This is a genomic window from uncultured Fluviicola sp. (assembly GCF_902168135.1).
GTDB lineage: Bacteria > Bacteroidota > Bacteroidia > Flavobacteriales_D > Crocinitomicaceae > Fluviicola.
In genome coordinates this window covers 464,481-477,961 of record NZ_CABHOL010000015.1, presented here as the reverse complement: position 1 = coordinate 477,961, position 13,481 = coordinate 464,481, and the positions used below count along the sequence as shown (strand labels likewise).

13 protein-coding genes are annotated in these 13,481 nt (G+C 42.4%); 4 read left to right on the top strand and 9 right to left on the bottom strand.

Annotated elements, in window-relative coordinates:
* Window positions 1–22: 22 nt before the first annotated feature.
* Window positions 23–1,303, top strand: coding sequence for a 2-oxoglutarate dehydrogenase complex dihydrolipoyllysine-residue succinyltransferase (gene odhB / locus QZT69_RS05035; RefSeq protein ID WP_294671202.1), 1,281 nt, complete (start codon window positions 23–25; stop codon window positions 1,301–1,303).
* Window positions 1,304–1,439: 136 nt separating this feature from the next.
* Here the strand turns inward: odhB and QZT69_RS05030 are convergent, their stop codons facing one another.
* Both QZT69_RS05030 and QZT69_RS05025 read right to left on the bottom strand, forming a co-directional pair.
* Entirely contained in the window at window positions 1,440–2,372 is a 933-nt protein-coding gene (locus QZT69_RS05030) for a hypothetical protein (protein WP_294671199.1), read from the bottom strand.
* Window positions 2,369–2,710, bottom strand: a complete 342-nt coding sequence (locus QZT69_RS05025; RefSeq protein ID WP_294671197.1) for a hypothetical protein — start codon at window positions 2,708–2,710, stop codon at window positions 2,369–2,371. The genes QZT69_RS05030 and QZT69_RS05025 overlap by 4 nt, the downstream gene beginning before the upstream one ends.
* Window positions 2,711–2,952: 242 nt before the next feature.
* Here QZT69_RS05025 and QZT69_RS05020 point away from each other — a divergent pair, with 242 nt between their 5' ends.
* Window positions 2,953–3,948: a tetratricopeptide repeat protein gene (locus QZT69_RS05020; protein ID WP_294671194.1), complete on the top strand. Its 996-nt coding sequence runs from the start codon at window positions 2,953–2,955 to the stop codon at window positions 3,946–3,948.
* Window positions 3,945–4,553, top strand: a complete 609-nt coding sequence (locus tag QZT69_RS05015) for a hypothetical protein (RefSeq protein WP_294671191.1) — start codon at window positions 3,945–3,947, stop codon at window positions 4,551–4,553. The genes QZT69_RS05020 and QZT69_RS05015 overlap by 4 nt, the downstream gene beginning before the upstream one ends.
* Window positions 4,554–4,592: 39 nt before the next feature.
* Here QZT69_RS05015 and QZT69_RS05010 read toward each other — a convergent pair whose 3' ends face one another.
* The 6 genes from QZT69_RS05010 to QZT69_RS04985 all read right to left on the bottom strand — a co-directional run bounded on the left by QZT69_RS05010 (window position 4,593) and on the right by QZT69_RS04985 (window position 11,525).
* Window positions 4,593–5,933 carry a saccharopine dehydrogenase family protein gene (locus QZT69_RS05010; protein WP_294671189.1) on the bottom strand — a complete coding sequence of 447 codons (1,341 nt, stop codon included), beginning with the start codon at window positions 5,931–5,933 and terminating at the stop codon, window positions 4,593–4,595.
* Between the two features lie 151 nt (window positions 5,934–6,084).
* Window positions 6,085–6,414, bottom strand: a complete 330-nt coding sequence (locus tag QZT69_RS05005; protein ID WP_294671186.1) for a hypothetical protein — start codon at window positions 6,412–6,414, stop codon at window positions 6,085–6,087.
* A 59-nt stretch (window positions 6,415–6,473) separates the two neighbouring features.
* Window positions 6,474–7,535: an META domain-containing protein gene (locus QZT69_RS05000; RefSeq protein WP_294671183.1), complete on the bottom strand. Its 1,062-nt coding sequence runs from the start codon at window positions 7,533–7,535 to the stop codon at window positions 6,474–6,476.
* A 110-nt stretch (window positions 7,536–7,645) separates the two neighbouring features.
* Window positions 7,646–8,962: a T9SS type A sorting domain-containing protein gene (locus QZT69_RS04995; protein ID WP_294671180.1), complete on the bottom strand. Its 1,317-nt coding sequence runs from the start codon at window positions 8,960–8,962 to the stop codon at window positions 7,646–7,648.
* Between the two features lie 15 nt (window positions 8,963–8,977).
* Complete coding sequence (locus tag QZT69_RS04990) at window positions 8,978–10,297, bottom strand: hypothetical protein (RefSeq protein ID WP_294671177.1); 1,320 nt, start codon at window positions 10,295–10,297, stop codon at window positions 8,978–8,980.
* 4 nt (window positions 10,298–10,301) lie between these two features.
* On the bottom strand, window positions 10,302–11,525 hold the full coding sequence (locus QZT69_RS04985) for an OmpP1/FadL family transporter (protein WP_294671175.1): 1,224 nt from the start codon (window positions 11,523–11,525) through the stop codon (window positions 10,302–10,304).
* A 147-nt stretch (window positions 11,526–11,672) separates the two neighbouring features.
* On the opposite strand from QZT69_RS04985, the gene QZT69_RS04980 reads away from it, so the two are divergent.
* Window positions 11,673–12,011, top strand: a complete 339-nt coding sequence (locus tag QZT69_RS04980) for a hypothetical protein (RefSeq protein ID WP_294671173.1) — start codon at window positions 11,673–11,675, stop codon at window positions 12,009–12,011.
* A gap of 56 nt (window positions 12,012–12,067) precedes the next feature.
* On the opposite strand, the gene QZT69_RS04975 is transcribed toward QZT69_RS04980, so the two are convergent.
* Window positions 12,068–13,453: a hypothetical protein gene (locus QZT69_RS04975; RefSeq protein WP_294671170.1), complete on the bottom strand. Its 1,386-nt coding sequence runs from the start codon at window positions 13,451–13,453 to the stop codon at window positions 12,068–12,070.
* Window positions 13,454–13,481: the final 28 nt, after the last annotated feature.

Below are 13,481 nucleotides of genomic sequence, written 5' to 3'. Positions count from 1 at the left end.
CAAAACTAAATACGATTCAATTATGCCAATCCTTGAAATGAAAGTACCAAGTCCGGGAGAATCAATTTCTGAAGTAGAAATTGCTACCTGGCTGGTTTCGGACGGTGACTATGTAGAAAAAGACCAGGCAATCGCAGAAGTAGATTCCGATAAAGCAACCTTGGAATTACCTGCTGAGCAATCAGGTATCATTACTTTGAAAGCCGCGGAAGGCGATGTCGTAAAAGTTGGTCAGGTTGTTTGTCTGATCGATACTTCAGCTGAAAGACCTGCAGGATCTGCGGCTCCTGTTGCGGAAACTCCGAAAACAGAAGAGAAAGTAGCTGCTCCGGCAGCACAGCCAACTCCTGCTGCTGAAAAAACAAGTACACCTGCTCCGAATCCGGGACCGGTAAATGATAGTTATGCGAAAGGAACGCCTTCACCGGCAGCTGCGAAGATTATGGCTGAGAACGGTGTTTCCGGAGCTAAGATCAATGGTACCGGAAAAGACGGACGTATCACCAAACAAGATGTGGTAAGTGCAATGGCTGCAGGTATTCCTGCCGATGCTGCTCAGGGATGGGGAGGTACCCGTGACCAAAACCGCGAAAAAATGTCTATGCTTCGCCGTAAGATCGCAGAACGCCTGGTTTCTGTGAAGAACGAAACAGCGATGTTGACGACTTTCAACGAGGTGGACATGAAACCAATCATGGACCTGCGTGCAAAATACAAAGATCAGTTCGCAAAATTCCACGATGTAAACCTTGGATTTATGTCTTTCTTTACGAAAGCCGTAACTGAAGCTTTGAACTTGTTCCCGGCGGTAAATGCACAGATTGACGGAAACGAAATCGTATTCCACAATTATGCGGATGTTGGTATCGCCGTTTCATCTCCAAAAGGATTGATGGTACCGGTTGTACGCAATGCGGAGCAAATGAGCCTGGCAGAAATCGAAAGAGAAATCAAGCGCCTGGCGGTGAAAGCCCGTGACGGGAAAATCGCCCCGGAAGACATGACTGGCGGAACCTTTACAATCACCAATGGTGGTGTTTTTGGTTCTATGATGTCTACGCCTATTATCAATCCTCCTCAATCCGCGATTCTGGGAATGCACAACATCATTGAGCGCCCTGTAGCAATTGACGGGAAAGTTGAAATTCGCCCGATGATGTACCTGGCGTTATCATACGACCACAGAATCATTGATGGTAAGGAATCTGTAAGTTTCCTTGTTAAAGTGAAAGAAATGATCGAAAATCCGGAAAGAATTATTTTCGGAGGAAAAGATCCTTACGCTGTACTTTTAGGATTGTAATTACAAACAATTGATATCAAAACCCCGTTTGCATTGTGAGCGGGGTTTTTCATTTCCGCACGTTCAAATGTGTTCCAAAAAACCGGCACAGAAATTCTGCACCGGCCTTTCTTACGCAAGTCAGCCAGGTTACTGACTAGTTAAACTTCTTCACTTTCGTACCGTCTTCATAAATGTAAATGACCAATCCCGGGGTAGCTTCATCCACTGTTTGCCCCATGATATTTACAACCTCTTTTACCGGGTTCTCCTTCATGGTATTATCCACAAGCACCAATTCATCAAAGGTTCTTCGTGTTCCATCCTTATCAACCTGCGAAATCCGGTAATAATTCTTTTCACTTACAGACGGATTGGAATGCAAAAATGAGTATTGCTGTTTTTCTGAGCTGTTTCCTTTCGATTGAACGACAGCAAGATTAGTCCAGATCTCGGTTTCCGGCCTCGTGGACCATTCGACTTCGAAATGATCATTGTCCTTTTCCGAAAGTGTGATCCATTCCAATTGATTTTCACTCCCAATTCTTTTTCCGGTAAAACTGTAAATTTCAACCGGCATTACAACATTACATACCACATCGAAATCGGTTAGTTTGTATCCATTGTAAACAAACGAATTGTCCGACTGGAAATTAAAACGAAAACGCATATTGGAAGATGCCGGCAATACAATTGCAGGAATCGTTCCTCCCGGGGAAGCTCCAAAATTACCGGTCCACCCGGTTCCAACTCCATAAGGATTGATCCACGTTGCACCGTTATTAATTGAATACTCAATAAACATGAAGTCATAAAGGTATTCGGCGTTCCCAAATGCTGTGAAAGTTACAGAAATCGTTGTAGCATTCGAACAGCTCGCATCAATAACCGGCGAAGTATACGTAGTATTCATGTTGTTTGAGTAGTTGCTATTGCAGTTAGTAGTAACATAACCACAACCTCCTCTCCATTGCAGTCCATTTCCGTCACTTGTCCAGCCGGGATTGACACCTGAACTCCAGGTATAGGGCAATTGTCCGAAAGCAGTAAAACCCGTTACTGCTATCAAACCAGTTAAAAACCTTCTCATGATTTCTTAGGTGCTGCTTTCGGCAGGTACTTTTCTTTAGCAATCAGTGTTATGATAAGGCCCTGATCATTGGTAAATGAAAAATCCACGGATTCTCTTCTCAATTCTTCATACTTCGAAACATCAAAGGATTGGATGTCAAATCCGATCACGTGGGAATCATCCAAATAATAGCTTTCACAGTAGTAGTAGGTAATGGCTTCCAGTTTTGATCGCGGCATCTGCGCAAGTTGCTCTTCTGTAAAATGGATCATTAACCTCTGGTCATAGGCTGAATTGCCCTGACCAAAGGAAAATGTCGCAAGAGTCAGAAGAACAATTAGTAATAAATTGTTCATCGTTTCAAATTAAGTTATAGTGGTCTAAAACTAACAACACTACTAAAACATTCATTTATAGATGAATAGAAGTTCGCTGAAGATGAGCATTTTTGTATTCCAGGCTAACATTACCCAGGATAATATCTCCCGCGGTATCTATTTTCACAGAACACGAAAAAATCCAACGTTTCATAAGAAGCATACGTTTCTGTATATAGCTAAATACATTTCCTTATTTTTGTTTCCAGATTCATTTAAGTATGCGCATTCTATTTTTCATTGGTTTTCTTGGTTTATTAAGCTCTTGTGGCGGAAACAGCTCGAAAAAACCTCAAAAAGAACTTTCTATCGATCAGTTATATAAAAAATATCCGGATAGTGTTCCAATCATTATTCAGCACGGAAACCTGATGCTGGATCGTTATGATTATGATAAAGCACTTCAGGACGGAGCGAAAGCATACCGGATGCAGCAGGGAAATATAGAAGCACGTTTCTTGTATGCAAACGCATTAAATAACCGAGCAAATCGCACACCGAGTGATGTGATGGCTGCCCAGTCACATTTTAAGTTCGTGGTAAAAAAAGACCCGAAAAATCCGGCAGCTTTAGTTGCACTGGCAACCACCTATGCCCAGCAGGGTGATAATGAAAAGGCCTTCTATTATACCAACGAAGCGCTTCGTATCAATAAACGTTACAGAGATGCTTATATCCTGAAAGGAAGTATTTATCTGAGTCTGGACAATCGTGAACTGGCAAAATCATCTTACCAGACAGCGATTGATCAGGACCCGGATTTCTTTGCTGCGTATGTCAAACTGGGACTGATTTACCAGGAGGAAAATGATCCTTTATGTATCCAATATTTCATTACTGCGACTCAGATCCGTCCGAACAATATCGAAGCCTATTATAACCTGGCTTATGCATACCAGGAATTTGACAAAATACCGGAAGCCCAGCAGACTTACCGTGAAATGCTGAAAAAAGACCCCACTTTTACTCCTCCCCTGTTCCAATTGGGCTGGATCAAACAATTCAAACAAAACGAGATAGACAGTGCCATTTACTTCTACAATGAAACGCTGCAAAAAGAGCCTCGTTATGTAGAAGCATGGCATAACCTGGGATTGATCTACGAAACAAAGGGTGAAAAGTACCAGGCAATCCAGTATTACCGAAAAGCACTTAAATACAATCCTGAATTCACCATTTCGGGAGATGCGATCAAGCGTTTATCCAAAACAAAATGACGCCCAAAAAGGCCCTTCTCTTTCAAACGCTGATCGAGGGACTAATTCCGGTCCTTGGATATTTCTATTGGAACTGGGATGCAAGTTTCATCCTCCTGTTCTTCCTGATTGATTGGTGCCTGTTTTGGTCGCTCAGTTTATTGAAAGCCAAAAAACGCATTCTATTCAGCGAGAACAACGCTGAAAAACAACTGGCCATAAAACACCTTGGAATCGGATTTTTATGCATTTTAAGCACTTCTCTGGCCGTTTTCTATATTCTTCCGAATATTCACCCACATTTCGAATGGACTGAGCGCATATGGGCCTTTTTGACTTACAGTGATATGGGAATCCAACAGGGAATCATTTTGATCCCTTTAATGATCTTAAGCGGTTACCTTGCATACAAACAACAATTCCTGCTTCCTCAGCTTTACAGGAAATATCCCGTTAGCTTTTTCACTCGCGAAACTGTTAAGCAAGGTATTATTCTTTCCCTGGTATATGGGATCTGTCTGCTGGTATCACATTTTGTGAAATTCCCGGACGAAGTGCTCCTTTTCGGAACCGTAGCCGGAGTAATAGCTTATCGTTTAATTACCAGAAACAGCCTGATTTCCTAAGAAGGATTTACAATTCAATTCGGAACTCCGAATTAGGAATTAACTAACCGCTTTCTCCAACTCCCGGAAAACAATTCCCAAATCCTCCAATTCATCCAGGATCGGATTATACATCTGAGCTTTCGTTGGCAATAGAACCCCGCGGTCAGAAATCTGGTCCTGTAAGATCAGTTTAGCACAGATCCCGACCGGATAACCAACCGTTTTCGACATCGCTGTATGGACCTGGTCATCTCCGAGATTTACCATGGAAGATTCGATGAAACGCTTTTCCCCGTTCAATAAATACGTAAATTGATGCACCATTACCAGCATGTCTTTGTCTCCGGGCTCTAAAACCCATTTATTCACCAAAATCCTCTCCAGGATCTGGGCAGCAGTGGCATTTTTCAATCCCAGCCTGGTTTCGCCGTCAAACAATCCCAACCATTCAAATTTGGAAATATCTGTTATACCATAAGGTTTGCAGGCATTCATCCATTTTTCCTCTACAGGCATGGTCTCATCGTAAGGAAGAAAAGCATTGACGAAAGTTCGCGGTGTCAGGTCTTCCGAATCCTGCAGAATTACTTGGTCATCTGTCATACCTAACTGAACAAATACGTTCCAGTATTTACAAAAATCCGGTTTCCGCAAAGTACCGCGGTACATGGTAGGAATATCTTCCAAACCGTAAATCTGGCGATAAGATAGCGAATCCCTGTTCGCATATCCGTCGAAATCCCCATACCCATCAACCGAGATCTTATCCAAACGCTTAAAAACCTGTGAATAGGGAATGTATTTATACTGATGTCTGTCAATATAACAAGCCATTCCTCCCTGAGCCGCCAAAACGACATTTCTGGGATTCCAGGTAAATTTATAGTTCCAGGGATTGGTATCACTTTCAGGAGCTACTAACCCTCCGCAATAGGATTTAAACCCGGTAATTTCACCGCCCTGCTCTTTAATGGAATCAATAATGCGCATTGCACTCATATGATCCAGTCCCGGATCTACTCCGATCTCATTCATAAAGATCAATCCGGCTTTTCGGACTTCTTCATCCAGTTCTTTCATTTCAGGGGAAACATAAGAAGGAGTGATCAAATGTTTCTTCAATTCCAGGCAATCCTTCGCTATCTCAATATGGAATCTCGCCGGGAGCATGGAAATAACCAGATCAGCCTGTTGTAATTCTTCCCAACGCTCATTCCTGTCCAATGCATTAAACGAAAGTGCTATACCATTCGGGTGATTTCCCAGCTTATGCTTCACTAAATCCAGGGACTGATCGACAACGCGCAGCTGCCAGTTATTCTCAACGGCGTGATCAAGCAGGTATTTAATAAGTGTGGAAGCAGAGAGTCCGGCACCTAAAAGCAAAATTCGTTTCATATTCAAAAATCAATACACGAAATTAACGGAATTCAATGAAATCAGATAGAGAATTAACCATATTTACCGTAAAAACCCAAAATAAAAGGTATGAAAACAAAAAACCCCGACGATAAATGTCAGGGTTTCTGTTCATTATTTCAAGAAATGATTATTTCGGTAATTCTGAAAGTTTAAATGATTTACCATGCATTGAGCTTGTTACTTTAAACCAAACCCCTCCACAGTTGCTTCCGTCCAAACGCTTAATCTCTGTCCCTTCACTGTAGCTGAATCCTTTGGATGCACCTGCACTGATGTAGTTGTGACCTCCATTCACACAATACTTGTATTCTGAAGAAGAATCGTTGATAACTTTAAATTCGATATTTCCTAATACTCTCTCGGAAGAAGATGTCTTCGCAGAAGTAAATGACTGAATTCCCAATGCTCCAACAAATGCCAATGTTGCAAACGCAGAAATCTTGATTAGCTTTTTCATAGTAAAAAAATTTTTGGTGTATAAATATATGAAAACTGAAATTAAAAGTCTAAATAAATTTATTTGGTCGGGTCTACCGCAAACATCATCACCAGCTTCCCGGAAGCATCGTATATGTTAAAAACCTGTTCGGCAAAATCAACCGTAAGACCACGACTTCCCAAAATCTCCATAAATCGGCGCTCCGTACTGGCAACCAATTCATCCGCACAAAGCATTTTTGTAGAAATAACCTCTGAGAAAACCACCGTATTTCTGGTTGTAGTCATCGTACCTGAAATACGGTTGCAGCCGTTGCTGCCCGTGAAGGAATTATTAGACATATCCATTTTCAAAGAAGCATTGGAATTCTTAACCGTTACCCCGTCAATCTGGATCAGCTTCAGGTTCTGCTGGTTGAAATAATTCCAGGGTGTTTTCTCAGGCCTGCCTCCGGACACCGCTCCCGGATCCTGCGGAAGTGGCTTCGTGCCTGCTTCAAAAAGGAACACTTCCTTTTTCTTTGATTTCCAAATCATTGAATTTCCATTGTGGGAAACCTTAAAGGATTTATTGGATATGGACTTCAGGAACTCATCTTCAATGGCACTTTGCACATCCGGACAAGCCATCTTTGTCGATGCACCCGCTTTTACACAAATCTTGGTCTGCTTTTTATTCATCTTGATTGGTGCCGTAAAGTTATTGCAGCCGCTTTTCCCTGAAATGTGCTGGAATGTACTGTCGAAACTCAACGAAACATCTGCATCTACCACCTCTTTTCCGTTCATGCGTACTACTTTGTAAATTACCCTTTCACTTCCGCTGATCATAGGTGTTACGGAAATTACTTTATCCAATTTATACAAGTATTTGGACAAATCCTGCGGAACAGGCTCGGGACGCTCTGTTTCAATCACATCGATCACATACCGGTTTCCGGGAACATACTCAAATCCTTTAATACGTTCATAGAATAATTCCCATGTTTTGGAGCCTTCTTTCATGACCTGGAAACATTCCTGTGCCATCATCCGGCGGCAGGGAACACATTCTTCCTTAATAGTCATTCGAATGGTCTTCTGCCCTAACAGAGTTGTTTGGGTAAGCAAAAGAATCGCTAATAAACCGATGTTTTTCATAACATTTATTTTGTCCTCAATTTACAAATTTGCTGCCAAACTTTTCGGCATACCCGCGAATATAAAAAAAGCTCCCCGAAGGAAGCTTTATTCGGAAAGATTTATCCTTCTTATTCAATAATCAATTGCTTCACCATCGAATGCTGGCTGTTGTGATCCGAAACATGAATGAAATAAGTTCCTTTCTTCAGATCCTGAACAGGCAATACATACGCGTGTTCATTCATTTCCCGGGTCATCACTGTTCTTCCTGAAACATCAATCACTGAAACTGTTTTTGATCCTTCGGAATCGCAGTGAATGGTTACCTGATTTGAAGCAGGATTCGGATAAAGGATCAGCTCACTCTCTTTCGTGTTTTCAGCAAGTCCCAAAACGCATGTTTCATTTACCGGGCTTCCGTCGCAGTAATCGATCGGGTAAAGATTTGCCATTTCAGCCGGCGGATTTGCAGGCTGAAGGTCCATATCCGTACAACCCAGCTGCTGAACCAGGAAATCCCTGATAAAGTTTGAAGTTGTATCCATATAAGCAATCTGAGCTGCGCCCGATCCGGCATAAGGAACGTGCGGAGCACCCTGGAAGGTATATAATTTATGAGGATGACTCAAAGCACAGCTTCTTTCCAAAAGCATACGGCTTCCATCCAGGTACATGATCGGAACTCCCGGATTTACAACACCACGGTTGTATTTCACAGTAGCATCAGCAGTACCGTGAACAGATACCAAAGGAATGTCTCCTGACTCAATCCAGCTGTATCGGCCCAATGCCCCGCAAAGGTTTATTACTCCTGCTACTTTTGTCGAATACCCCGGGTTTCCGCTCGCACCTTCCATTCCACCCAGAGCCGCAAGACCGGATGCATCGATATAGTCCTCGATCTCACAATCCTGGTCAAGGTAACCTACATGCAAAGCGGTAATTGCCCCTGCAGAACTTCCCCCGATAAAAATCCGGGTTGTATCGATCTTATAAGCATTGGTGGTTGCCCTGTCTTTGTAAAAGAAACGGATGGAAGCTTTCAAATCCTGGGTTGCACGAAGAACTGCTTTAATTGCATTCACCGAATCAACCGGGAAGAAACCCAGGCGGTAATTGATAGAAGCACATGCATATCCTTTTTTTGCAAAACGGTTGGATAATTCCTGTACATCCACATCTGTTTTTGTACCGAATTGAAAACTTCCTCCATGGACCCAAATGATCAACGGTCTTGCAACAGCTGTATCTGCAGTGGGTTCATAAAAGTCTAAAGTCAAGGAAGTAGTAGCTCCCGAAAAAGAGACATTCGATCCGTAGACGATATCACTTGTAACGGTTACATTGGAATAAACATCGCTGGCATATCTTCCACTTTGACAAGGAGTTTGTCCGAAAGCAGCAGCTGATAAACCAACGGATAGTAGTAATGTAGAAATTTTCATGTGTTGATTTTTAAATTAAGGGAATATAACTGATGGGTAATTCACAGCATTTATAGCTGGAATTTTTGCATTGTATTTCACGTTCAGTGCACGTATAAATTCATTGGTAATAACGGCGTTTCCTCTCGGGTTAAAATGGATCCCGTCCAGTGAGAATGCTCCGCCGGAAACAAATTTTGTACTCAGCGTAACTCCGTTATAAATGATCCCGGCCTGCATGTTGGCTACCAATTCGTTAGGCTTTGCCAGCGCCAGGTTGTAGTTCTGAGCGATTGCTGTAATCGCAGCATTGTATTGGGCGATTATCCCTCTGATCTCTGTGAGTTCATCGAGTGTCAGCACCAGCTGGTCTCTGAAGGGAAACACGGAACCCATTGAATTGCATTTCACGGAATCCAAGGGAGTGCTCAGCAGTACCAATTCTCCTTCTACCATGTGTCTTACTCCGAATGCACCGGCTCCCGGATCCTGGATCATAAATCCATTCGGCCCTTCCTGGAAAGAAATCCCGATTGGATTATAAATGTTATTCAAAGCTGTTACCTTGTCCGGTGTCAGGTTCAACCCGTTCCATGGAATGGTGGTAAAATAGGGCATCTCAGTCACATCCGGAATTAAAGATAGTACTCCTTTCCTACCGCTTCCGATCATGGAAACAACCAATTGTTCGTAAGCGGCACTGAACGTTGCCGGATTGATATAAGTTCCGCTGCCTGCGCCTCCCTGGGCATAAGGAAGAATGTCCTCGGTTCCCACAAACAGGGCAAAACAAGTTGGGTCTGAAGCCAATGCATCATCTAATACGCTGGCAGTAGTTGAAGAACTCATCCGCCCGAAAAAAGGATTAAACATTCCGTACCCGGGAACATTGATAACCGAAACGGTCATTCCGGGAACACCAAAATTCCCGAATGGCTGTGAAGCATTGTAAACATTTGTATTCAAAGCTGCTCCATCTCCACTTGCTGCCAAACGAACAGGGGACAAAGCCGTTACTCCCAAACAATCTGTTTTATAGCCGAGTTTAAACCGCGACATTCCGGAAGCATTTACACCAACAGAATTTGCAGGCATGTATGGCTGATAAAATGCTCCCGCACCTACTTTTTGCAACTGATTGTTCAACAAATTCGCAATGGAATACTGCTGGCCGTCGTAATACAGCGCATCATCCATATAACCTGCTGTATGTGATCCGCCGATCATAACAAAACGCGTCGGGTCCAACTCTCCGGCAGATGTTTCCGGTTCTTTGTACTTGGGCTTGCAGGAACCCAGTGTAAGAGTCCCGATTCCGATAACTAACGGAATAAATATGTTTAATGCCTGTTTCATGTTCTTACCATTTATAGCTTAATCCAATTCCCGGGGAAATGGCGATTGTAGTGAATGTTCCGCTTAAGTTTGATTCCAGGTTTCGGTCGGTGCGCTTGATATGTGTGTAGTAAAATGAAAGGTCGAGATTGAAATGCTCATTGAACTTAAAACCTAAACCGGCGGTCCCGTAAATGCGGTTTCCATCCGGAGATTCCGGGGTCACATAACCCGATTGTACCGGAGAAAACCCGTAACCGCCGCCCAATCGAACGGCAATCATTTCCGTTGCTTTGAAATTAACACCGCCCCTGAAAGCGATAATGCTTTTGTATTTCCTTGCGGATTTCGTATCCGTCAAACTGGTGGTATTGGATTCATAATCAAAAGCCAGCGTATCATAAGCCTTCCAGCCAACATAGTTGATATCCAGTACGGCCTGCCATCTTTTTTCGGAATCATAGGAAGCACCGAGAGTCAAAACACTTGGCAGCGGAAGTGATGAAGTAAAAGCTCCGCTTGGAAAATTAGCACTCAGGGATTCGGGAACGGTGAATGTTGCCTCACCTTCTTTTACTTTCATAGAAACCTTCGACCGGTAAGTTAAACCAAGGGAAAAATGATTGTCAATCTTTGCGTTCACGCCTACATTATACCCAAACCCAAGTGCTTTACCGGTTAGCTCGGCATGACCGAATGTGCCGTCTGCATCCTGAACGGGAATATCTTTTTGCAGGTCAACTGCCCCAGTGGAAACAATAAAACCCGCTCCTATTCCGAAATGCTCATTGATTTTGTAAGAAACCGTTGGCTGAAAATAGATCGATTTCAGGGAAAGCTTTGTTAGGGCAAATCTTCCGATCCATGCATCTTCGTACTGGATTGTACTTCCGAATGGAGTATATACCGCCAATCCGACTTTCAGCGATTCTAATTTCTTGAACCCGAAAAGTGCATAAGCAGAAAAAGGTGTTCCCATCGGGGATTTTGTGCGGTATCCGTCTCCGGATGCAGAGTCAACAAACAAGGTATTTGCGAAAATGGGGGAAAAACCCGCATTCACTTCACTCTTTTTGACAAATGCTACACCGCCCGGATTGTAAAATAACGCAGATGCATCTTCCGACAATGCAGTTCCCGCAAGGCCCATTCCTTGTTGTTTTTGTCCCTGGAAATTCACTTGAAATCCTTGTGAATAAGCGGAAGTTACAGCCCAAAGGCTGCAGGAAAGTAGTACTAATTTATGCATAGTTGATGCGTTTATGGGGAGTAAGATAACTAAAAATCTATGAGCGCACAATAAATTTAACAATCGGTTTATTTTCTATTTCAAATTTCTTAAACAAACTCACCGTTTCGATTGGTATTCTTATATTGCATTATGAATGAATCAATTATGAAAACACTCTTTATACTTTTCAGCGGAACGATCCTGAGTTTTAGCTCCAACGCGCAAAACATGATCCACGTACCTGCGGGAAATTACGGTGGTGACGGGAACAACGCTCCCAGTTTACAGCTGCATGAAAATCACACGTTTGTTTATACGGACCTGACGAAAAAATCCAAGCCGATTGTTGCGGAAGGCACCTGGTCTGTTGAATCCAACGAATTGGTTCTTCAGCCAAGCTCTAAAGCACATCTGAACAAACGATACACGATCGTCCGCGATGGATTGTGCATCAAAACAAGAAAGAATTTTGCTTTTTACACCCTATGTAATTGTAAGCATTAAGGATTAACATCTGCTACTGATACCCGTTGCTTTTTGGAAACAGGTATTCATTTGTCTTACTCCGCAATTTGACCCTGAAGCTGAACCATTCCGGTCAGTTTCATACCTATGGACAGCTCTTTAAAACGCATGTTTTCCGGTGTCACAAACATGTCAATAGTGAAAAAGTCTTTAAAATCGGAATTTGTAATCAGTCTGACTTTCATCAGGTAGCCTTTCAAAGCTTCATTCTCGAGTAAAACTGTTTCTTTAAAATCTTCCAGTTCACCGATGAAATCAAAACAGGCATAATTCTTCAGGTCCTGGCTCGGCATATAAGCTGTAAAGTCCTCACTGTATTTCAGTTCCTCATTCGGATCGTGAGGCTTACTCTTGTCCAATACAAATGCTATTCCACTGATATTCATTTGATGGGCTTTCTGAGAATGATACCTTTCCCTGTTCTCCACATAATCTGTTGCCAGGTATTCCAGTCCGAAAGTATCCCGTCCGCCGCCGGAAATGATTGCATGCAGGTTATTTACGTTTTCCCATTCGGTAATTTGTTTGTTTACAATGTCAAGCGAATAAGTTGTTTTAATCACCGGTATAATGCCGAATGGTTTTTCATCCCATAAAATTCCTTTCAGGATTACAGAATCGTATTCCAGCTGCCTGATCGTTATATTCTCTTTGACCAAAACCGGCTCAAACATCATTGCCAGTGCAAAATGTTCTTTTAATACCTGGCTTCCTGTTTGATTCCGGTAATTTTCAAAACCAACTATTCCGCACCAGGTATTGCTCAAATCCGAATTATTGGATCGTTTGATTATTAGCCCGATTTCATTTTCAATGAGCGGTGGAGTAATTTCTTTCCGGTCCTGGAAATAATCTTTCCCCTGTTCTAACTGCGTACTGAAAAGTGCATTATTTTCCGATTGCGTAAAGTTTGTAATTCCCTGGTAAGTAATCGAATCATCCTCGAAGAAATAAGGCAGTCCTACTTTCCCCTTTTCGCCTTGTTCAAAATGGTATGAAATCGTGATTGCCTTCAATTCATCGTCATTATTTGCAAGTGCATGATTGTTATCATTAGCAAATTGGGAATGGTACAAAATGACGTAAGATTTAATATCCCTATTTGCCATTTTTTGCTCGAATGACTTTTCCATTCGCTCAATAACCTCATCAGCGGAAAGCGAATACGAATCATCATCACCCATTACATACAGAAAACCAATGATCTCCCCGTTCGGATTTTCATAAGCTGAAATCGGAGCGTAATTTCCCTGTTGCTGCATGCCAAGATACCGCACAACATATTCGTTGTATTTACTGAATGCCGTATAAAGTACGCTTTTAGGAACTTCCGGTTTAACAGGTTCCTGATTAGCTGATGCTGCAGTACTTTTTGAAGTTTCGTGCTTATTTTTTTTATTGAAAAGGTTGAATAATCCCATTAGTTTGATCTTTAGGCGGATAAATATA